This is a genomic window from Mycetohabitans sp. B8 (assembly GCF_021991875.1).
Taxonomy (GTDB): Bacteria; Pseudomonadota; Gammaproteobacteria; order Burkholderiales; family Burkholderiaceae; genus Mycetohabitans.
This window is the reverse complement of sequence record NZ_JAHLKR010000016.1, coordinates 198,946-220,470: the sequence shown is the minus strand read 5'-3', so window position 1 is coordinate 220,470 and position 21,525 is coordinate 198,946. Positions and strand designations below refer to the sequence as shown.

The window sequence follows — 21,525 nt, the reverse complement described above, 5'->3', positions numbered from 1 at the left end:
TAGCGCAACGCCTGACTGCCCGGCATCGGCCGGACGCACGACTGCCCGATGCCGGGCCGATCTACAATAATGGCTTTCCACGCATCCCCATGATGGTCCTGCCGTGATCCGCTTCAACCAACTCAGTCTGTCGCGCGGCATGAAGTCGCTTTTCGAAGGCGCAACCTTCACGCTGAACCCGGGCGAAAAAGCCGGCCTGATCGGCGCGAATGGCGCGGGCAAGTCGACGCTGTTCGCCCTTTTACGAGGTCAACTGCAGCCAGATGCCGGCGAACTCGCGCTGCCGCCTTCATGGCGCATCGCGCATGTGGCACAGGAAACGCCCGCGGTCGAGCGCAGCGCGCTCGACTACACATTGGACGGTGACACGCAATTGCGCGACATCGAGGCACGTATCGCCGTGGCGTGCGCCGACGACGATGGCGCTGAGCAAGCGCTCGCGCATGCGGCACTGGCGGATGTCGACGGCTATTCGGCCCCAGCGCGCGCGCAAGCGCTATTGCTCGGCCTGGGCTTTACGCTCGAACAAACGCTGGCGCCGGTCGCCAGTTTCTCCGGCGGCTGGCGCATGCGGCTGAACCTCGCGCAGGCGTTGATGTCGCGCTCCGACCTGCTGCTGCTGGACGAGCCCACAAACCACCTGGATCTGGACGCCATCGTGTGGCTCGAAGACTGGCTGCATCGCTACACGGGCACGCTGATCGTCATTTCGCACGACCGAGAATTTCTCGATTCGGTATGCAATGTCACGCTGCACCTGGAACAACGCCAGATCAAGCGTTACGGCGGTAACTATAGCCAATTCGAGGTCCAGCGGGCGCAACAGCTCGCGTTACAACAAAGCGCATACGAGAAGCAGCAGCGCACGATCGCGCACCTGCACAGCTTCATCGACCGATTTAAGGCCAAGGCCACGAAAGCGCGACAAGCACAAAGCCGGATGAAGGCACTCGAAAAAATGGAGCGCATCGTGCCGGCGCACGCGTCGTCACCGCTCACGTTCGAGTTTCGCGAACCCGCGTGCGCGCCTAACCCGATGCTCGTGATGGAGCAGGTTCGCTGCGGTTATCCATCGGACAGCGGCGGCGCGCCGGCTGTGATCGTCGACGACGTCAACGTATCGATTCAGAGTGGCCAGCGCATTGGTTTGCTCGGTGCGAACGGCCAAGGCAAGTCGACATTGATCAAGACGCTGGCTGGCACCCTGGCGCCGATCGGGGGTGTCATGCGTCACGCAAAAGGATTGATGATCGGGTACTTCGCGCAGCACCAGCTCGAGACGTTGCGAGAGGACGACACGCCCCTGCAGCATCTGGCACGGCTCGCCCCGGACACGCGCGAGCAGGCGTTGCGCGACTTTTTGGGCAGCTTCAACTTCAGCGGCGAAATGGCCACCACGCCGATCCGCCCGTTCTCGGGCGGCGAAAAAGCCCGTCTTGCCCTTGCGTTGATTGTCTGGCAACGCCCCAATTTACTGCTGCTTGACGAGCCGACCAATCACCTCGATCTCGAAACACGCCATGCGCTGACGATGGCACTGGCCCAGTTCGAAGGAACGCTCATTCTTGTGTCCCACGACCGACACTTGCTGCGCGCGACAACCGATCAGTTCATGCTGGTCGCGAAGCACCGGGTGGCGCCATTCGACGGCGACCTGGACGATTACCGCGACTGGCTGCTGCAACATGCGGCCGAGCAGCGCGAAGCAGCAAAACGTACCGGCTCGCAGGCCGACGCGCAGGTACCGGGTACAGGCACGGCAAGCCGCGACGGCGCCTCAGACATGACCGGTGCCGACACGGCAATGAACCGCAAGGCACAACGCCGCGCCGATGCACAGGCCCGGCAAAAGAGCGCGCAGTTGCGCAAGCCCTTGCAGAACCAAATCGGCAAGGTCGAGCAGCAGATGGACGCATTGAGCGCAGAAAAAGCCTCACTCGAAGCGTTCATCGCGGCGCCGTCGAGCCATGAGCCGGCGCACAAGACGAACCTGACCAGCGCACTAAGGCGTCAGGCCGAGGTTTGCGATAAGATCGCCGCGCTCGAGGCCGAGTGGCTGGAACTGAGCGAAGCACTCGAGCAAATCGGCTGAAGGCGAGATGGATCAGCGCCGCGCGTAATCGATGCGCTGCACGCCGTACTCGGTGCCGACCAGGCACAGGTCGGCGCCGCGCGCGGCGAACAGCCCGACGGTCACCACGCCCGGCCATTGATTCATGTCGCGCTCCAGCGCAACGGGATCGTCGATGGCCAGTCCCTTGACATCAAGAATCTCATTGCCGTTGTCGGTCATGAAGGGTGCGCCATCGTGTGTGAGCCGCAACACCGGCGTGCCAGCGCCCAACTGGGCGATGCGGCGCGCGAGCGCCACGCGTGCCATTGGCACGACTTCGACCGGTAGCGGGAATGTGCCAAGCGTTCGCACTAGCTTGCTACCATCCGCGATACACACGAATACGTCGGCGACCGACGCGACGATCTTCTCGCGTGTCAATGCCCCGCCACCACCCTTGATCATCGCGCCACACGGATCGATCTCGTCCGCACCGTCCACGTAGACGGGCAACGATTCGACATCGCCTAACTCGAATACGCGAAACCCATGCGACAGCAGCCGGTTCGTCGTCGCGACGGAACTCGATACGGCTCCGCGATACCGGTCCCGGCTGCTGGCAAGCGCATCGATGAAGCAGTTCGCAGTCGAGCCGGTCCCAACACCGATTACCGCACCTTCCGGTACGTGAGTGTTCACATAATCGGCCGCCGCTTGGCCAACGAGCTGCTTGAGTTCTTGTTGAGTCATCTGAAAAGTACTGCGGGAAAATACGAGATGGTGATAGTTTACCCGACCCGCTGCCACGTCGCTCAATGTAGAGCGTTTGCCGGTATCTGTCGGTGCCGTACCAGGAACCTCGCGCGATGCTCGTTGAGCATCATGCTGATTTTTGTTTGTCGGCTCATACTCGCTCACTCCGAACGCTCGCCCATTGAATCAAGCTAGAAAACGGCTTGGAGCGCGAGACGGTAAGGCGCATGACAGGCTTGTCCGAAGCCGACATGAAGCAGATCTGCCACTAATAGAGTAGGATAAGTAACGGCGATTCAATGCTGAGCGGCATAGGGTCATGTGTCACGTAATCGACAACGCAAGCGCATGCCTTCGCGCGATGCGCTTCATGCCGCTGCAACAGGCCAACTCGGCATAGTCGTGCGTGCGCACAGCGGAGCCCAACATGCGCGCAGTATGGCCGCGTCGCCAGGCTCACAGTTGAGTTGGCCCACTATCGTTAAGCGTATGGTTTGGCCCCCACTGCCGGTCGGGCCGAGGGCACGCCGCTCATTATGCTCATCAGAGTCCAGCGCCGCTGCCTGTCGCGCTAAGCCATTTAAAACGCGAACAAGGACGTATTCGTCCGTACCATGATGCGGCGGCGCACGCGGGCCAGCGTTCGCCATCGTGCCGATAAATTGGAGCGTGCGTCAGCGCACTGGCTTACGCACACAACTGGGTCGCACCAAGCCGACGGCAGCTTCGATCAGTGTAGAGAAGCCATTTCAACGTGCTGCTGACAGCAGCGAGAACCGCATTGATAAGATACGGAACGCACGCGCTCGCTCCCAATCGGCCCGCTCATGGCATGACGAGACTTGCAGAGCACATTGAACATGCGTTACGGTGCCTTACAGGAAATCTAGACGCGACCGCAGCGGTGCAGTACCAAGCATTACCAGACCCAATTTTGGTTCAATGCTTTGCTAGCGCTTTGCATTAAGCTGCCTTTTTGAAGGCAATGGCGGGATACTGCGTGGTCAACAGCACGGCATAGGAGCGGCAATAGGCATTCTATATCACTGATTTTTAATGCCAGTACGTTGCCTAACTGCCTCGAACAGGCAGATGCCGCTGGCAACCGATACATTTAGGCTGTCCACACTGCCCCTCATCGGGATGTGCATCAAGTCGTCGCAGGTCTCGCGCGTCAACCTGCGCATGCCCTCCCCTTCGGCACCCATGACCAACGCGACCGGACCATCAAACACAGTATCGTACAGGCTGCGCTGGGCGTCGCCAGTTGTGCCAATCACCCAAACCCCGGCATCCTTCAGTTCACGCAGTGTACGGGCAAGATTGGTGACCGTGATGTACGGCACGGTTTCGGCCGCGCCACTGGCTACCTTCGCGGCAGTTGAATTGAGGCCAACCGCACGATCGCGCGGTGCGATCACTGCGTGCGCGCCGGCCGCGTCGGCTACGCGCAAGCACGCGCCAAGGTTGTGCGGATCAGTGACCCCGTCCAGCACCAGTAACAGCGCGGGTCCGGGCAGCGCGTCGAGCAACTCGGCCAGGTTTTGCGCAAGCGGCAAATCCGTCGCGCGTGCGACGACACCCTGGTGCCGGTGCGTACCGGCCAGCCCGTGCAGCCGCGTATCGTCAGCGGCAATCAGCCGGACACCGGATGATTGCGCCGCTTGCAAAAAATCCTGCATGCGACGGTCGCGTCGGGTCGGATCGTACAAGACCTCCTCGATGCTAGACGAGTCGTGGCGCAGCCGCGCGGTGACCGCGTGGAATCCATAAAGAACTTTTAAACGTGCCATAAAAACTGCTTTCAAAAAAATGTGGCGCGACTAACCTACCGTTTCTTGCCACGCACCCGTCCATTTGCGCCGGCGCCGGCTGACGGGCGTTTCTTCGCAGCAGCCTTGGTTGCGCCGCGTGCGTCGTTGACATGCGCGCTCGGCGAGGACGCCAACATCTCACCGCGCGGGCCACCGTCCGCTGACGCAAGTGGCCGCACACGCGGGGCACAGCCGCTCGCATCGTCAGCCGCATTGCGCGAGGCTGCGCGCAACGGCGACTTAGCCGACACCTCGCGTACCAGGCGAAAGTCGATCTTGCGCGCATCCAGGTCGACACGACTGACTTGCACGCGCACGCGCTCGGACAGGCGATACCGTATCCCGGTACGCTCGCCGCGCAACTCGTTCTTAATTTCGTCGTATTGGAAGTAGTCAGCGCCCAGTTCGGTGACATGGACCAAACCTTCGATGAATAGCGAATCCAATTGCACAAAAATACCAAACGGCGTCACGCTGCTGATCATCCCGCCATATTCGTCGCCCAGCTTGTCTCGCATGAAATAGCACTTGAGCCACGCTTCGACATCGCGCGATGCCTCATCCGCGCGCCGCTCGTTGGCCGAACAATGCAGGCCAAGTTCCGCCCAGATGGCATCGTGCGAACGGCCACCTGCAAGCATGCGTTCGTCGTCTTGTTGCAACGTACGCGCCTGAGGCGCCAGCGAAGTGTTGAGCACGACGTCACCGCAAAGTTGCGGCTGGTACTGCTTACCAGCCAGGATCGCACGAATCGCCCGGTGCGTAAGCAGATCCGGATAGCGACGAATCGGACTGGTGAAATGCGCATAAGCGTCATAGGCAAGGCCAAAGTGCCCAATATTGTCGGGACTGTAGACCGCCTGTTGCATCGAGCGCAGCAGCATCGTTTGCAGCATTGATGCGTCCGGGCGCTCCCGCACCTGCTTCATCAAGGCCGCGTAGTCACTTGCATGCGGCTTGTCGCCACCGCCCAACGTCAGTGCGAAACCGCGCAGGAAAGCCCGAAGATTCGCCAGCTTCTCCTCAGTCGGCCCGGCATGGACCCGATACAGCCCCGGATGCTTGTTGCGCTTGAGAAAATCGGCCGCGCACACATTGGCGGCCAGCATGCACTCTTCAATCAGCTTGTGCGCGTCGTTACGCTGCCGCGGCAGGATCTGCTCGATCTTGCCCTGAGCGTTGCACACGATATAAGTCTCGGTCGTGTCGAACTCGATCGCGCCACGCTTCTCGCGCGCCTGCAGCAACGTCTTAAACACGCCGTGCAAGTGCTGCAGGTGCGGCAGCAACGCGCCGCGCCGCGCCGCTTCGGGCCCCTTCGTGTTCGACAGGATGGCCGCCACCTCCGTGTACGTAAGCCGTGCGGCCGAATGCATCACTGCCGGATAGAACTGGTATGCCTTGATGTCGCCACGCGAGTTGATCACCATGTCGCAAACGAGCGTGCAACGGTCCACATCCGGGTTCAGCGAACATAGCCCATTTGACAGCTTCTCGGGCAACATTGGGATCACGCGGCGCGGGAAATACACCGACGTGCTGCGCTCAAGCGCGTCATGATCGAGGCCATCGCCATCGGTGACGTAGTGGGACACATCGGCGATCGCGACCAGCAAGCGAAAGCCGTTCTGCCGGCCGATCCGGATCGGCTCGCAATAGACCGCGTCGTCGAAATCGCGCGCGTCCTCGCCGTCGATCGTCACGAGCGGCACGTCACGCAAGTCCACGCGCTGGCGCAGATCCGCTGCGCGCACCTCGTCGGGCAGCTTGGCCGCCTGGGCCAGCGCCGCGTCCGAGAACCGGTGCGGCACGCCATACTTGCGCACGGCGATCTCGATTTCCATGCCGGGATCGTCGATGTCGCCCAGCACCTCGACGATCTTGCCGAGCGGCTGCGAATGACGGCTCGGGAAGTCCGTTAACTCAATCGAGACGACCTGGCCAGACTTGGGCTTGACCTTGCCCGTCTGCGTCACGAGGATGTCGTGGCCGATCCGCTTGTCCTCCGGCGCAACGACCCATACACCGTTCTCGTTCAGCAACCGGCCGATGATTCGCTTGTTCGCCCGCTCGGTGACCTCGACAATGTGGGCCTCCGGACGGCCGCGCCGGTCATAGCCCGTCACGCGCGCGAGCACCCGGTCGTTATGCATGACCTTCTGCATCTCTGCATTGGACAGGAATAGGTCGCCACCGGCATCATCGCGAATCAGAAAGCCGTAGCCGTCGCGATGGCCCTGAACCCGGCCGGCGACAAAGCTCGACGGATGCGTGAGCTGGTAATAGCCACGCTTGTCGAGCCTGATCTGGCCATCGCGCTCCATCGCGCCGAGGCGCTTGAAAAACCCTTCGCGCTCCTGACGCTTGATCGCGAGTGCTTCGGCAATGTCATTGCCGGCAAGTGGCTGTTCGGTCGTGCGCAATACGCCGAGAATTTCTTCGCGGCTAGGAATCGGATAGGGGTATTTGCTCAAAGCCTTGTCGATGAATGGTTGTCTTGAATGCGCGCAGCGCACGGATTGGCGTGGCACGCATCGTCACTGCCCGGCCAATGCACGGTGGCGCCGGCCAACTCACTGGAGAATGATTCTAACACCGGGTTTGGTCAATGCAGGGCTGATGCGCTGGATGCGCCGGCGTGGCGGACAGCACGCACGTTGACACCGGTGAACCACCGGCTTGCCGTCGGCCGGCTGAAAAGACAAAAAACCCCGTAAGACCTTTATCTTACGGGGTTTCTCGTACCACTTCGTCGTATCACGACAGCGCAACCTTTGGTGCCCAGGAGAGGACTCGAACCTCCACGGAGTTACCCGCTAGTACCTGAAACTAGTGCGTCTACCAATTCCGCCACCTGGGCGGCTTTGCTGCGTAATCAGCGAAGAACGCCATTATGCTGATTTGCCGCCGTTGTGTCAACAATTACGTAAAAAATGAGGCGACATGGACGACCAGCGCATTGGCACTTGTCCCATCAGCGATCGGGCCATTCGCGTGGACGCCCGACCGAAACGGGTGACGCGGGCCCAAGCAGCCAGCATCGGCGGCGACACGCTGGCTGCCCGTGACACCAGTATGGCCGGGGCCGCACGCCGTACCAACCAGACGAGGCTATAAATCGCTCGTCATCGACCGAACCCATGCTGATTGACGACGCCGTGCTCACGGGCGCCGAGGCGCTGGTGCGGCTGGCGCCATTGCACCAGGCGCACCACGTGGCGACAATCCGTGCCGTGCATGCCACCGTGCCGCGCGTGTCGCAGGTCGCGCGTTTCGACACTGCGTTTCATCGCAACCAGCCGGCGATCGCGCAGGAATTTGGACGGTGGCCGCAGCGTGATCAGCACTCTGGGCTTCACCGCGCTAACTCGACGCCGCGCTCAACGCACGGCAAGCAATGGCTCGAGTACACGGGCCGTGCCGACCCATGAACGCAGCCACGCATGGCGCACGTGGCGATAACGATCGAAGACGCCGCACAGATTGTCTAAACGCACGCGTCCCGCATCGGTCGTCTCGACGAAGTTGTCTTCTAGCGACAGCAGGCCGGCATTCGCGCAGCGGCGCAGCACGCGGATCTCGTTGGCGAAGTAGTCGGAAAACTCGATATTGTGCGCCAACTCGATCGCCTGCCGGTCAATGAAGAAATTGGTGGCCAGCGACTGGATGACCGTGCGACGGATCGCGTCGTCGGCCGACAAGCGCCATCCACGCAAGCCCGGCGCGCGCACCTTGCGCCCCGCGATAGAACGCACGGGTCCGGATGGCAAGGCCTCCAGATGCTGGAAATAAGCGTCGGCGGTGGCGCCGATCGCCCCCGGCCCAAGCGGCACGACAGCGTGCGTCGCACGCGAGGACAAGCCAAACGGCTTACACACGAGACGACCGAATCGCTGTGCCGATACCAACGGATCGTCGCGACGCGCGTGGTCGTCGATACCTAATTGCACGTACCCGGACGCATGCAACCGCTCGACCAGTACCACCCGCTCGGCGAGCACGTCAGCGCACATACAACGCGTTTGCAGACGGAGCCGCGTGGCACCTTCGGCGATCAATGCATCGAGCATGTGCAGCGTGCCCGGCGATGGCGCGCCCGGTACTGGGCCGCGCGGCTCAGTACCGTACTCGAGCACCGCCCCCACGGATGCAAAACCGTGCGCGCGGGCCCGCGCGACGAGTTCGGTCAAACGCCGCCGGTCGGCGTCCATCGGCTCCTGCTCGCCCACGCCGGGGAATTCCGTCGATGACCGCATGCCCCCAGCGATACCGCCGGGCCGCGCCGTCGGCACCGCACCGACGCACAGTTCGAGATGCGCGAAGCCGTTCAATGCCAGCGTGTCGAGCAACGTCTCGTCCTGTGCGGCACGCCAATCGAGCGAAACCGACCAGTGGGCATCGCGCGCGAACGCGAACCGCTGTCGCAACAACGCGACGAGCCGCGCGGCGCCGCTTGCCCCGAGCAAGCCGAGTTCGCCGCTCCAGTGCAACTCCGCGACGTCGGATCGCGCCGGGTCCCATTGCCGATGAAACGCGATATCGTCGTCGATGCGGCGCGCAAACGCCAGATAAGCGGCATTGCCGGGCGCGAGCGCCGGTATGGCAACCGACAGTGCGATATGCGCCGGGGCCGTGCCCGCCCCGTCGCCCCAGCCGGCGCCGCTGACAGGCAACGCGCTGGCGTAGCAAGCCGCTAGCGCCGCTTCGTCGAACGCGTCGACGAACCACCCGCGCTCCGGATAGGTCGCGTAACGGCGCAGCGCATGCGGGTCCGCATCACCGGGTCTCGCGTCGCTCGTGCCCCCCTTCAAAATTCTGCTCCCTTTTTGGATTCCTCCGTCGACGCAGTTCGCCCAGCCCATGTGGCGCGCATCGAACGCCGATTCGCCTCGAACCACATCGCACTGGCAAAGCCCGCGCACAGCGCCGCACCCACACCGATCATCCACGTCAGATAACCCATTTTTCCCTCTGGCCTACGCCTCGTGAACTGGCCCACCGCCCGGCCCGGCAGGCGGCTCGCCGGATGCCCGTCGCACAAAACCGCAACGTCGATAAGTGCAGCATCGCGTATCGCGCGCCGGTGCGCCATGACACAAATCAATAAGCATCGCGATAGCCAGCCATCCGGGCACACGGCGCGAACACAAGTATCGGCTTCGCGTATTAATGATCACCTCAATCGGCGCGCGGTCCCTTGATTGAAATCAAACCACACGTCACACACCGACGCACCACCTCAAGGCGCAGCGCGATTTCGATCAACTGAACCGCTTGCGCCCACTGACAAGCTATCCGTGTGCAATCTAATGCTTTTTCAAGAGGACACGACCATGAAAGCCATCGACATCATGACCACCGGCGTCATTACCGTGACGCCTGCCATGACGGTGCGCAAGGCCGCCAAGGTGTGGGGCGAGCGTCATATCAGCGGCGTGCCGGTGGTCCACGACGCGGGCGTGCTGGTCGGCATGCTCAGCGAGACGCACTGATTGCATCGCAGCGAACTGAGCCCGGATGAACAGCGTCGTTTGTGGTAACTAGAAGGGGCGTTGACAAGCCGCGAGCCGGCCGAACATGCGAAGTCCCATGGCAACACCGTCGCTGATGTGATGATCACCACGGTGATCTCTGTCGGCGAAGACACCCCGCTGGCCGAACTCGCCGCGCGCTTGAGCGGCGCCACATCAAGCCGCCTGTTCATCATACAGGCGGACCGGCTGGTGACATCGTGAGCCGCGCCAACCTCGTGCAGGCGCTGGCCCGTACCCCGGCATCGAAAGATGCGTCGTCGCCGCGCGCATCGGCAAGCGACGCGGCATTGCGCACGAGGTTGATAGGTGAGTTGGCGGGGCGCAAGTGGGCGTTTCCGAGCATAGCATTGTCGTGCGCAACAGCATCCTTCACCTGTGGCGCTACCGGTGGTCCGATAACGGAATCATAGCGATGCGTATCGCCGTGCAGAATATCCCCGGCGTCAACGCCGTCGAGGATCACCCGTACCGTACCCGCTGCTGCCCGCGATCTAACATGGCACGTCACCACGTTGCGGCGCTGCGGCCGGGCATGCGGCTCGCCGCTGTCGCCAGCGCGCCGGCGGCGGCCGGTGCGCCATAGGCGAGCATCCGAATGAAGCCGCGCCGGCCTGACGAGAGGCTGGGCTTGCCCGGCCCGACGAGATGCTGAGCTTGCCCATCAGTGGATTCGTTGCGTGCCCGTGTCGAGCGTCAACGCTTGGCGTCGTCACGCTCGCCCGCGGAACGAGCCAGATAGGCGGTCACGACATCCGGTAGGTTGTCGTGCAGCCAGCGCGCCATCTCAACCTCCTGCGGCAGGATCTGCTCGCAGCAACGTTGCGTCTCGGCGTCTCCGGCCGCGCGGGCGGCCGCAATCAGTGCCGTGTACGCGGCAATTTCGATGTGCTCGAACACATAGCTGGCCATGCTGCCCTTGACCACCTCATCGGTGACAGTCATCCCGCCGAGCGCCTGTCCAAACGCGGCAGCCCGGGCGGCAAGATTCTTGATCGTCGACGGGCTGCTGCCCAGCCGGTCCAGACACTGTTCGAGCAGCTTTTGCTGGGACAGCGTCTCATCAACGTGCTGCTCGATGCGCTGTTTGAGCTTGGGATAATGTTCAAGCCTCGACGCTTGCGCCTTGAGCATCGACTCCGCATGCTGCTCCATCGCATAGGCATCCTTCAACCAATCAATCATATGTTCGCGTGGACTCGTCATCATGTTTTCCTCGCCGGTACCGCACCGTATAGCGCGCCGCGCGACATGCGCGGCACATCGGTCTGCGCAACCGTCATACCCGGCAGAACGCAGCGGCCCCCTGCATAGGATCCGATACCGGCCGCTCAACACGATCGACCCGTGCGGGTAATGGCACCGCGCGCGATCGACCGGTGCCGGCTCGAGGGGCCCGGTAAGCGGCGGGTGGCCTGGCGCGAGACAGCGCCCGATAACGGCAAATTTTTCACTACACTGCGCTGTCGTTGCCGCATCCCGTCTTCGCAGCAGACTACGCATGGCGGTACGCCAGCGATGCTGCATTGCAATACAGGGACGGGACGGCCCTGCGTTCGATTGGCACAGTACGTGCTTCCCTCGCTCGTCCGCTTGACAATCGGAGACTCAATGGCGCTCGACATTTGCACTGCAAAGCAACAACCCTGCTCACCGCGTCGCGTTCGCGGCTCACTGCGACGGGATGCCGTCCCGTTTGCCGCAGCCGCAATGGCATTGACGATTTACACCGCGCCGACACAGGCGCAAACCCCATCGCCACTGGGCGAGTGGCAGTATTCGGCTGGTGTTCCCCTGCAAAAACTGTACATGTCATCCATCCCGGAGTGGGAAGCAAGGATCGGCATTGGCTCGACATTCGCGCCCCGCTACGAGGGTGAGAATCGGTATCGCACATTGGTCGGCCCAAGCGTGGACATGCGCTATCGCGACCTCGTCTTCTTATCAACTGGCGAAGGTATCGGCGTCAATGTGCTGCGCGGTCCGAATTGGCGCGTGAGCGTCGCGGCGGCATACGATCTTGGCCGGCGCGCGCATGATGATCCGTCGCGACTGGCTGGACTGGACAACATTAACCCGGCGCCGGAAATGAAGATCGCCGCCGAGTACGTGGTATCGAAGGCGTTTCCACTGGTGGTCCGGGGTGTGACCACACGCAGCTTCGGCGGCTCGAACGGTTGGACGTTCGACCTGAGCACCTATATGCCCCTACCGGGCAGTTCGGAAAAGTTCTATTGGTTCGCGGGTCCGTCCGTGACGTTTGCGGACTCGAAATACATGAACGGCTGGTTCGGCGTCACTGCCGACCAAGCCGTGCGCTCCGGGTATCGCCGTTACGACGCGGGCGCCGGACTGAAATCGGCCGGCTTCGGTGTGACGATGATCTACTTCATGAACAAACACTGGTTCGTGAGCGCCGATGGTGCGTTCAAACGCCTGCTGGGCAGCGCGGCCGACAGCCCGGTCATCCGCACGCGGTTCAACGGCGTCTGTGACGTGTCGATCAATTACCAGTTCTAGTGAGGGGCCTTGCCCGATAAGCCGACACACACTCACAACGGCGCTTAACGGCCCTGCGATGATGGGTGTGGCGGCGCGGCGCCCGTCATACGTGCGCAACGCATCGCCACCCCTGCGCCCGTTACAAAACAGGCGCAGGGTGGCTGGTTGCGACTTACTCGGTCACCCCCAGCTTTTGCGCCAGCTTCTGCGACATCAAGTAATGCTCTCTAAGTGTGGGCAGAGCGTCTAGCGCCGCTTGCTTCAACGACGGATTCTCTCCGTCCTTCGCTTCTTTCTCGAACGCGGCGATGGCTATCCGGTGCGCTTCCAAGCCTACCTTACGCACGTAGGCGCGATCGAAGTCGGCGCCGACCAATGGCCTGAGCGAATCGAGCAGCGCCATATCGGAGTTGTCCTTGGGCACCACTACGCCGTGAGGCGCCACCGCTTTAAGCTGCACCGTCAGCCTCATATGGTCGGCGATCATGTGACGCGCAAACGATCTGACGTCTGCGTTACTCGTATTCTTATGCGCCATCTTCCCCGCATCGATCTCGGTCGACGACGACATCGTGGCCGCCTGTATGAAGTCACGGTCCACGCTGGAGAGCGGATTTGCGGCCGTCGTTGACGCCGCTTGCGTTTGAGCGTGAACAATCGGGGTAAACAGCAGTGCACCAATGCAAGCGAGTGTAGTTAACTTCATTATGGGTTCTCCAATTAAAATAGCATGATCGAGCACGGCCACAGCCCCGCCGTAACTCACCGGTGACATAAGCAAACGCCGTGCCTGAATAGTGTTTTATTGCAGCCACACCGGCACGCGCATTGCACGAATATTACCCAGGGCTATCACGAGAACGTGCCGAATCCATCCGCAGCATGTCGGCTACCCTGTCAACGATCGCGTACACCAGCGTCTGTAGACTCACTCAGGTCACTGTGGACCCGATCCTGGGAAGGCACGTGATCAATGCGATCGGGCATCACGTCTGCATTAGGCGCTATCGTCTCGTCGCCATCGGCGGCAGCGCGCTCGCCCGTGCCGGCGCTATCGGTGTCACTGCCTTGCTCCACGATGCCCGTTTCAAGCGCGTGGTTGTCCAACTCCGTGTCGCGATCGAAATCATGACGTTTCGCGCCGACCGTATCACTGCCGGTGTCTGACGAATCGCCAGGACCGAGCGCTTCGGTATCGTGGCCGGGCACGTAGGGCTGCGGCAAATCGTTATCGGGATCCAGTGTGCTGTTCATGATGCGCTCCATGCAAAATGTACTAACATTGGTAGCAGATGCCGTGCCCCAGCCCTGCACGCGTGCTGTCTTAGCCAAACCGATGCCTCGCGAGCGACCACTCGGCTGCACATCCAGTGCGGCCAATGCATTCAGTGCGACGCACAGGACGCCCCATGACAACGACTTAAAATCCGGTTGTACGCGGCGCCGAACGCCCTCAGCGCGCACAGCCATCGCGTGACGCGCCGCACGCATCATGTCAAGATTGCGCTGCACAAACGCTTGGCACGCATCATTACTCTCTACGCTCGGCCCGCCCGGCGCGGCCGACTGGACTCATGGACAAAGACACACGGAATCAAAGAGGCTTTCAAATCCTGCTGTTCGCGGTATCGTTCGCGCTCGTTTGGATTTTGCTGCCGTTCTTCGGTGCGATTTTTTGGGGCACGATCCTAGCCATCTTGTTCCAGCCGTTGCAGCGCACGCTGACGATGCGGCTGGGCAACCGCTCAAACCTTGCGGCGCTGGCGACGTTGAGCCTGTGCGTGCTGGTCGTGATTTTGCCTGTCAGCCTAATGATCGGCACGCTCGTGCAGGAAGTCTCGTTCGCCTACGAGCAAATCAAAACCGGCCAGTGGAACATCACGCTGTATTTCCAGAAGGCGGTCGGCGCGCTGCCCGCGTTCGCGCAGCACTGGCTGAACGACGTCGGCCTGGCCGACATGCAAAGCCTGCAGGCCAGGCTGACCGAAGGGGCCGCCCGCATCAGCCAATTCGTGGCCGGGCAGGCGGTCGCAATCGGCCAGAATACGCTGCAGTTCGCCGTCGGCTTTGGCATCATGCTGTACATGGTGTTCTTCCTGCTGCGCGACGGCGGCGCCATCTCGTTGCGTATCCGTGAAGCGGTGCCGCTGGCCGACTCGCACAAGCAAAAACTGCTCAGCAAGTTCACCACCGTAGTGCGCGCGACGGTCAAAGGCAATATCGCGGTGGCCGCGGTGCAGGGCCTGCTCGGCGGCCTGATTTTCTTCATCCTCGGCATCAGCGGCTCGCTGCTGTGGGGCACGTTGATGGCGTTCCTGTCACTGCTGCCGGCGATCGGCTCGGCGCTGGTCTGGGGACCGGCGGCGATCTATTTCCTGCTGGCCGGTCCGTTGTGGAAGGCGATCGTGCTCGTTTTATTCTGCTCGTTGGTGATCGGTGGCGTGGACAACCTCCTGCGCCCGATCCTGGTAGGCAAGGACACGAAGCTGCCTGATTGGGTCGTGCTGATCTCCACGGTCGGCGGCATGGCCACGTTCGGCATCAACGGCTTTGTCATCGGCCCATTGATTGCCGCGCTATTCATCGCGTGCTGGGACATCTCAGTGCTCATTGCGCGCGACGAGACCCCTCCGCCCTCCGCTGTCGATGGCACGATGACGCCGCCGCGCAACGGCGCGCGGCGGCGGCGTCGGACACCGCGGGCGGCGCAGCACGAGGACTTGACCAGCGATACGTAAGCGCGGCGCTCAACTGCCGCTGCCCACGGTGTCGAGCGCCGTGCGGTCGATCGCCTGCGCGGAGCCAACCCGGTTGCGCAATTCGAACTTCTGGATCTTGTCAGTCGATGTCTTGGGTCGTTCCCCAAAGCGCACCGACGTGGGCACCTTGAAGCCGGCCAAGAACAACCGGCCGTACGCGATGATCTCGTCGGCCGTCGTGCTCGCGCCTTCCTTAAGTTCGATGAAGGCGCACGATACCTCGCCCCACTTCGGATCCGGCATCGCGACCACGGCCGCCACGGCGGCCCCTCATTCGTCTAGCTTGGCGATGATCGCCACGGACGAGCCGCCCGTCACGTAGCGGCAGGCACGCCGCTCAGCGGGGCTTCAAGCGCGGCAAACCGGCTTCGGTCTGACGTTGTAAGTCACGGATATGCCGCTGCAACTCACGCAACTGCGTTTGCGCAGCCGCCTTCTGCGCGTCCAGTGCCTGCGCCTGCGCGGCAGTCTGTTTCTGGCGAGTCGTGACTTCCGCCTCCTGCGCGCGCGCCACGTTCAGGTCTGTCTGTAGCCGCACAGCTCGATCACGCGACAGCGCGATCATGCGGTCGGTGAATGCCTTCTGCGCCTCCAGCCGCGCACGACGGATTTCGATATCGGACAGTTGTACGGTCTGCCGCACCAAATCTGCATAGATGGCTTCGGCCCGGACCGGGTCTTGCGTCTTGATCACACGCCAAAAGTTTTTTTGTTGGAACAGCGCAATGTAATAGGTCATCTCCTTGCTATGGAACAGCAGGCTCGCACCGTAGCTGCCGTTATACGACGTACGGAATTCGGTCAACGCCGAAGCATGGATCAGCCGTTGCAATTCGGCGACATTGCCGCCGATTGAATGACGCGCGTCGTCAGCCATCGGCGCGCTGGATGCCATCGCGCCGGGCAACGCGACGTTGGCAGTCGGCTCCTGCGTGATAGCGACGCTACTGGCCGTCTCCTGTGACGGCGCACCGGCCCACGCGGTCGCTGCTTGACTGACGATGGCCACGGCAACCGCCGTCAGCACCCTACCCCTTGCTCGTGGTAATTGATTCATTTGTTTTCCGAGTGTGCGCTTTTTCGTGGGGTCAATATTACTTAAATTCGTGGGTTTCGGGTTCCTCGTCGAAGATCGAGTATGGGTGCATCTTTCCCATAATACCGCGCGGCTCAAGACCAGATGCTGCGCGGTGTCCTGCTACTTCCAGCCATTGACGCCCAACGCCGCAATCATTCGCGAGCATTCCGTCCTATCCCACGGACTACGATCGACCCACACTTCGGGCGTGCTATCGGCCGGCACGGGTTGGGCGCAACGAGCCCATACCAGCGACCGCACGTGCGCTTAGAAGTCGCTCTACCAAACGGCAGCGCCGCTTTGCCGTATGCTCTTTTCATGATCGGTGGCGCCGTCAACGCCGTGCCATACCGCACTGTCAGTATGTGTCGGTTCGCGACCCTGCATGATGCGGCGCGGCACACCACCATCGCACCGGGTCCACCCTGGCCCGTGAAGATAAAGGCCCGTTTCAGGAGGAAGACGTGATGCAAGCGTTGCTCAATCTCCGCGTGGTCCGCGGCGTGCTAGTCGCAATTTACGTTGCCCCTATCCGTTGCCAGCGCCTTCGCCGCCGACAACGCATCGCCGATGGGTGTTTGGCAAACGATCGACGACCACACAGGACAACCGAAGGCATGGGTCCAGATCGCGCAGGAAGCCGACGGCACGTTGTCAGGCAAAATCGTCAAGGGGCTAGCCGCCAACAATCAACCCGATCACCGCTGTACCGCATGCACAGACGCGCGCAAGAACCAGTTAATGCTCGGCATGACGATCATCGACGGCATGAAACAAGACGGAGACAGCTGGAAGGGTGGACATATCCTTGATCCGGAAAACGGCAAGATCTACAAGTGCAAGATGCACGTCGAGGACAACGGCCAGAAGCTGGTCGTGCGCGGTTATATCGGCGTGTCGCTGATCGGCCGTTCACAGATATGGAACCGCCAGCAGTAACGCGTTGCACACCCCGTCAATCAGCAGTCACGCGTTGTACGCGCTCATCGCACCGCGGCCCGCCGACGGCGCGCCACGCACGGCCACGGGGCCGTGCACCGTTACGTCAATGACGTATCGACAATGCGCCGCGGCGCTTCGAGATACGCTTTCGATTGCATCTCGACAATGCGCGACACGGTCCGTGCAAATTCATTGGCCATTGGCCCTTCAACGTACAACTGTTCGGCCGGCACGGCGGCCGACATCAACAGTTTGACCTTATGATCGTACAGTACGTCGATCAACCACGTGTAGCGACGCGCTTCGGACGCCATGCGCGGCGTCATCTGCGGCACATCCGACAAAATGATCGTGTGAAAGCGTGTCGCCAACTCCAGGTAGTCGTTTTGCGACCGGGGTCCACCGCATAGCGTCGCAAAATCGAACCAGACGACACCATCGGCGCGGCGCAGCGCCTTGATCTCGCGTTTCTCGATATGCAGCACCGGGTTCTCGTCTGGTACCGCGGCCAACCGCGCGAACGCGTCACGCAATGCCTTGTCGGCATGGGCGCCCAGCGGCGTATGGTAGGCCCGAACCTGTGCCAGCGTGCGCTGGCGGTAGTCCGTGCCCGCATCCACGTTCAACACGTCGAGTCTTTGGTTGATCAAGTCGATCGCAGGCAGCACCCGATCGCGATGCAACCCCTCCGGGTATAGCGTACTGGGTTCGTAATTGGACGTCATCACGAACTGCACGCCGTTGTCAAACAACTTCAACAACAATCGATACAGGATCATCGCATCGGCGATGTCCGAGACATGGAACTCGTCGAAGCAAATCAATCGATAACGCTTTGCGACCCGTCGTGCCAGTTCGTCCAGCGGATCGGCGCGGCCCTTAAGCTCCTCGAGCTCACGGTGCACCTCGCGTATGAATTCGTGAAAATGCAGTCGCGTCTTGCGTTGCACCGGCACGACAGCATAGAAACTATCCATCAAGAAGCTCTTGCCGCGCCCGACGCCGCCCCACATGTAGACCCCGCGTGGCGGGTCCGCTCGAATGACCCACCTCCTGAGCGCATTGGAACGCCGCGCCTTGTAGGCCACCCAGTCGTCGTAGCAGCACTGCAGCCGGCTGACCGCGCGTTGTTGCGCCACATCGGCCTGATAGCCGCGTTCAGCCAGTTCCTTCTCGTAGTATTCGGTGACGTTCATCGGTGCAAGAAAATGGGCGGGTATTGCCCGCCCCATTTCGCCGCCTGTCGCAGGGCGGACTCGCTCCGCCCGCCGGCAGCCGGCCCCGGCATCCGCCTCAGCGCGAGGCGGACCCGGCTTCGCGTTACATGTTCAACGCGCGCTTGTCGACGGCGAGCGCCGCCTCCCGCATCACTTCGGATAGCGACGGATGCGGATGGCAAATCCGCCCGATGTCCTCCGATGCAGCTTTGAACTCCATCGCGACGACCGCCTCGGCGATCAAGTCGGACGCGTTCGCCGCGATGATATGCACGCCAAGCAGTTCATCGGTATTCGCGTCGGCAATCATCTTCACAAAACCATCGGCACGATTGATGCCCAGCGCACGTCCGTTAGCCATGAACGGGAACTGTCCGGTCTTGATCTGTCGGCCTTCTGCCTTCAATTGCTCTTCGGTCTTGCCGACCCACGCAATCTCCGGCTCCGTGTAGATAACCCACGGGATGCAGTTGTAATCGATGTGCGGCTTTTGCCCATCGATTACCTCGGCGACCAGCACGCCCTCGTCCTCGGCCTTGTGCGCAAGCATCGGACCGCGCACCACGTCGCCGATCGCATAGACGCCGGGCAGTTTGGTACGGCAATGGTCGTCGACGTCGATGAATCCGCGCTCGTTGACCGTCAGCCCAATAGCTTCGAGACCGAGGTCGTCGGTATTCGGCACGCGGCCCACGGACACGATCAAGCGGTCGGCCTCGAGCTTCTGCGCGTGACCGTCCTTGTCCGCGTACGAGATCGTCACGCCGTTATCGGTCGCATTCACCTCGCTGATCTGCACGCCCAGGTGAATCTTCAATCCCTGCTTCGCAAACTGCTTTGCGGCTTCCTTCGCCAATCCCTGATCGGCGGCGCCGAGGAACGACGGCAACGCCTCAAGTACTGTCACCTCGGCACCGAGGCGCCGCCACACCGAACCCAGTTCGAGCCCGATAACGCCCGCACCGATCACCGCTAGCTTCTTAGGCACCGAATCGAATGCCAGCGCCCCTTCATTGTCCGTGACAATCCTGTTATCCACCTTCGCAAACGGCAGGTGGCGCGCCTTCGAGCCGGTTGCAATGATCACGTTGCGCGCGATCACCGACTCCGTGCCGCCTTCACCGGCTACATCGATCTGATAACCGGCGTCCGTCTTGCCGGTAAACTTACCGTGTCCCTTGAGCCACGTGATCTTGTTCTTGCGAAACAGGAACTCGATGCCCTTGGTCATCTTGTTGACGATCGCGTCCTTGCGCGCATGCATTTTCGCGACATCGATCTTCACGTCCGACACCGAAATGCCGTGATCGCCAAGATGATGCGCGGCGTCCTCAAACGCTTCGGATGATGCCAGCAGCGCCTTCGACGGGATGCAGCCGACATTCAGGCAGGTGCCGCCGAGCTTGAGTTCGCCGGCCGGGTTCTTCCACTTCTCAATGCAAGCAACGCTCTTGCCGAGCTGCGCGGCGCGGATTGCCGCAATGTAGCCACCGGGGCCCGCACCGATCACGACGACATCAAATTCTTTTGCCATGAAGACAGTCCTCGCTTAAAGGTCGAGCAGCAAGCGTGCCGGATCTTCCAGCGCTTCTTTCATCGCGACGAGCGACAGCACCGCCTCGCGACCGTCGATGATCCGGTGATCGTACGACAGGGCAAGATAGTTGATCGGACGGATCACGATCTGGCCGTTCTCAACGACCGGCCGCTCCTTCGTCGCATGCACGCCGAGGATCGCCGATTGCGGCGGGTTGATGATCGGTGTCGACAGCATCGAGCCGAACACGCCGCCGTTCGAGATCGAGAACGTACCGCCGGTCATTTCCTCGATCGACAGCTTACCGTCCCGGGCTTTCGCACCAAACTCGGCAATCTTTTTCTCGATGTCCGCAACACTCATCTGATCTGCGTTGCGCAGGATCGGCACAACCAGACCGCGCGGCGAGCCGACCGCGATGCCGATGTCGAAGTAGCCGTGGTAGACGATGTCGTTGCCATCGATCGACGCGTTCACGAGCGGGAACTTCTTCAGCGCATGCACGGCCGCCTTCACGAAGAACGACATAAAGCCAAGCTTCACGCCGTGTTCCTTCTCGAAGCGATCCTTGTACTTGCTGCGCAGAGCCATAACCGGCGCCATGTTCACTTCGTTGAACGTGGTCAGGATCGCATTGGTCTGTTGCGACTCGAGCAGGCGCTCGGCGATCCGCGCGCGCAGCCGTGACATCGGCACGCGCTGTTCCGGGCGGTCCGCCAGCCAGGTGTCCGCACCCGGCGCAGCGACCTGCGGCAACGCGGCACGCGACGGCGCTGCCTTCGCGGCGACGCTGGCCGGCGCGGCCGGCTTGGCGGCCGACGACGCGCTGGCTGCTAGCACGTCACCCTTGGTCACCCGCCCGTCGCGGCCGGTGCCGGTCAACTGGCCGGCGCTCAGGTTCTTCTCTGCGAGCAGCTTCGAGGCAGCCGGCGACGCGATAGCGCCGCTGGCGCCGCCGGCCGCAGCTGGTTGCGCCGCGGGAGTCGGCGAGGTTTGCGGCGCCGGCTTTACTTCGGCGCCTGCAGCGGCAGCGGCTGTTTCCGTCGCCGTCGCGCCCGCCGCGGTGCCAGCCTTCGCTTCGGTATCAATCTTGGCGATCACCTCATCGGCAACGACCGTGTCGCCATCGTGCTTGATCACTTGAGCAAGCACGCCCGCAGCCGGCGCCGGCACTTCGAGCACAACCTTATCGGTTTCGATCTCGATCAGTATTTCATCTTGCGCAACCGCTTCCCCCGGTTGCTTCTTCCACTGGAGCATCGTCGCTTCGGACACCGACTCCGAAAGCTGCGGAACTTTAACTTCAACAATAGCCATCGTCATTATCCTGAATACGTAT

The 21,525-nt window shown here is 61.9% G+C and carries 19 protein-coding genes, 1 tRNA gene and 2 pseudogenes; 8 read left to right on the top strand and 14 right to left on the bottom strand.

Annotated elements, in window-relative coordinates; genetic code table 11:
- The first annotated feature begins 103 nt into the window (after positions 1–103).
- Positions 104–2,092 (top strand): ATP-binding cassette domain-containing protein, encoded by a 1,989-nt coding sequence (locus KQH60_RS07035; protein WP_237575789.1) that lies wholly within the window; start codon positions 104–106, stop codon positions 2,090–2,092.
- Between the two features lie 12 nt (positions 2,093–2,104).
- Here the strand turns inward: KQH60_RS07035 and rpiA are convergent, their stop codons facing one another.
- From rpiA to KQH60_RS07015, 4 genes are all read right to left on the bottom strand, one after another.
- The gene (gene rpiA, locus KQH60_RS07030) at positions 2,105–2,803 is read right to left on the bottom strand and encodes a ribose-5-phosphate isomerase RpiA (RefSeq protein WP_237575788.1); all 699 of its coding nucleotides are present in this window, start codon (positions 2,801–2,803) and stop codon (positions 2,105–2,107) included.
- Between the two features lie 1,046 nt (positions 2,804–3,849).
- Positions 3,850–4,599, bottom strand: a complete 750-nt coding sequence (rlmB, locus tag KQH60_RS07025) for a 23S rRNA (guanosine(2251)-2'-O)-methyltransferase RlmB (protein WP_237575787.1) — start codon at positions 4,597–4,599, stop codon at positions 3,850–3,852.
- A 35-nt stretch (positions 4,600–4,634) separates the two neighbouring features.
- Positions 4,635–7,094, bottom strand: a complete 2,460-nt coding sequence (gene rnr / locus KQH60_RS07020; protein WP_237575786.1) for a ribonuclease R — start codon at positions 7,092–7,094, stop codon at positions 4,635–4,637.
- Between the two features lie 301 nt (positions 7,095–7,395).
- Positions 7,396–7,480, bottom strand: a tRNA-Leu gene (locus KQH60_RS07015).
- 280 nt (positions 7,481–7,760) lie between these two features.
- Between KQH60_RS07015 and KQH60_RS07010 the strand changes: the two genes are divergently transcribed.
- Positions 7,761–8,051 (top strand): hypothetical protein, encoded by a 291-nt coding sequence (locus KQH60_RS07010; RefSeq protein WP_237575785.1) that lies wholly within the window; start codon positions 7,761–7,763, stop codon positions 8,049–8,051.
- On the opposite strand, the gene KQH60_RS07005 is transcribed toward KQH60_RS07010, so the two are convergent.
- Positions 8,001–9,431 carry a hypothetical protein gene (locus KQH60_RS07005; protein ID WP_237575784.1) on the bottom strand — a complete coding sequence of 477 codons (1,431 nt, stop codon included), beginning with the start codon at positions 9,429–9,431 and terminating at the stop codon, positions 8,001–8,003. The genes KQH60_RS07010 and KQH60_RS07005 overlap by 51 nt on opposite strands.
- Positions 9,432–9,953: 522 nt before the next feature.
- On the opposite strand from KQH60_RS07005, the gene KQH60_RS07000 reads away from it, so the two are divergent.
- From KQH60_RS07000 to KQH60_RS06990, 3 genes are all read left to right on the top strand, one after another.
- Positions 9,954–10,112, top strand: coding sequence for a CBS domain-containing protein (locus KQH60_RS07000; RefSeq protein ID WP_237575783.1), 159 nt, complete (start codon positions 9,954–9,956; stop codon positions 10,110–10,112).
- 60 nt (positions 10,113–10,172) lie between these two features.
- Positions 10,173–10,355, top strand: coding sequence for a hypothetical protein (locus KQH60_RS06995; RefSeq protein ID WP_237575782.1), 183 nt, complete (start codon positions 10,173–10,175; stop codon positions 10,353–10,355).
- Between the two features lie 211 nt (positions 10,356–10,566).
- On the top strand, positions 10,567–10,737 hold the full coding sequence (locus tag KQH60_RS06990) for a hypothetical protein (protein ID WP_237575781.1): 171 nt from the start codon (positions 10,567–10,569) through the stop codon (positions 10,735–10,737).
- Positions 10,738–10,847: 110 nt separating this feature from the next.
- Here the strand turns inward: KQH60_RS06990 and KQH60_RS06985 are convergent, their stop codons facing one another.
- Positions 10,848–11,357, bottom strand: coding sequence for a ferritin-like domain-containing protein (locus KQH60_RS06985; protein ID WP_237575780.1), 510 nt, complete (start codon positions 11,355–11,357; stop codon positions 10,848–10,850).
- A gap of 504 nt (positions 11,358–11,861) precedes the next feature.
- Between KQH60_RS06985 and KQH60_RS06980 the strand changes: the two genes are divergently transcribed.
- Positions 11,862–12,671 (top strand): MipA/OmpV family protein, encoded by an 810-nt coding sequence (locus KQH60_RS06980; RefSeq protein ID WP_237575779.1) that lies wholly within the window; start codon positions 11,862–11,864, stop codon positions 12,669–12,671.
- A 154-nt stretch (positions 12,672–12,825) separates the two neighbouring features.
- Here the strand turns inward: KQH60_RS06980 and KQH60_RS06975 are convergent, their stop codons facing one another.
- Together KQH60_RS06975 and KQH60_RS06970 are read right to left on the bottom strand one after the other, a co-directional pair.
- Complete coding sequence (locus KQH60_RS06975; protein WP_237575778.1) at positions 12,826–13,359, bottom strand: DUF4142 domain-containing protein; 534 nt, start codon at positions 13,357–13,359, stop codon at positions 12,826–12,828.
- Positions 13,360–13,550: 191 nt separating this feature from the next.
- Positions 13,551–13,907 carry a chemotaxis protein gene (locus tag KQH60_RS06970; protein ID WP_237575777.1) on the bottom strand — a complete coding sequence of 119 codons (357 nt, stop codon included), beginning with the start codon at positions 13,905–13,907 and terminating at the stop codon, positions 13,551–13,553.
- Positions 13,908–14,227: 320 nt separating this feature from the next.
- On the opposite strand from KQH60_RS06970, the gene KQH60_RS06965 reads away from it, so the two are divergent.
- Positions 14,228–15,391, top strand: a complete 1,164-nt coding sequence (locus tag KQH60_RS06965; RefSeq protein WP_237575776.1) for an AI-2E family transporter — start codon at positions 14,228–14,230, stop codon at positions 15,389–15,391.
- Between the two features lie 9 nt (positions 15,392–15,400).
- On the opposite strand, the pseudogene KQH60_RS06960 reads toward KQH60_RS06965, so the two are convergent.
- From KQH60_RS06960 to KQH60_RS06950, 3 genes and pseudogenes are all read right to left on the bottom strand, one after another.
- A pseudogene (locus KQH60_RS06960) lies at positions 15,401–15,676 on the bottom strand (acyl-CoA synthetase); the annotation flags it as partial.
- 73 nt (positions 15,677–15,749) lie between these two features.
- On the bottom strand, positions 15,750–16,307 hold the full coding sequence (locus tag KQH60_RS06955; RefSeq protein ID WP_237576081.1) for a DUF2968 domain-containing protein: 558 nt from the start codon (positions 16,305–16,307) through the stop codon (positions 15,750–15,752).
- A gap of 199 nt (positions 16,308–16,506) precedes the next feature.
- Positions 16,507–16,724: pseudogene (locus tag KQH60_RS06950) on the bottom strand (sigma-54-dependent Fis family transcriptional regulator); the annotation flags it as partial.
- 288 nt (positions 16,725–17,012) lie between these two features.
- Here KQH60_RS06950 and KQH60_RS06945 point away from each other — a divergent pair.
- The gene (locus KQH60_RS06945) at positions 17,013–17,429 is read left to right on the top strand and encodes a DUF2147 domain-containing protein (RefSeq protein ID WP_237575775.1); all 417 of its coding nucleotides are present in this window, start codon (positions 17,013–17,015) and stop codon (positions 17,427–17,429) included.
- 101 nt (positions 17,430–17,530) lie between these two features.
- Here KQH60_RS06945 and zapE read toward each other — a convergent pair whose 3' ends face one another.
- The 3 genes from zapE to odhB form a co-directional block, all read right to left on the bottom strand.
- The gene (gene zapE, locus KQH60_RS06940) at positions 17,531–18,628 is read right to left on the bottom strand and encodes a cell division protein ZapE (RefSeq protein WP_237575774.1); all 1,098 of its coding nucleotides are present in this window, start codon (positions 18,626–18,628) and stop codon (positions 17,531–17,533) included.
- A 124-nt stretch (positions 18,629–18,752) separates the two neighbouring features.
- On the bottom strand, positions 18,753–20,183 hold the full coding sequence (gene lpdA, locus KQH60_RS06935; protein ID WP_237575773.1) for a dihydrolipoyl dehydrogenase: 1,431 nt from the start codon (positions 20,181–20,183) through the stop codon (positions 18,753–18,755).
- 15 nt (positions 20,184–20,198) lie between these two features.
- A complete protein-coding gene (odhB, locus tag KQH60_RS06930; RefSeq protein WP_237575772.1) occupies positions 20,199–21,503 on the bottom strand; it encodes a 2-oxoglutarate dehydrogenase complex dihydrolipoyllysine-residue succinyltransferase in 1,305 nt (434 codons plus the stop codon).
- Positions 21,504–21,525: the final 22 nt, after the last annotated feature.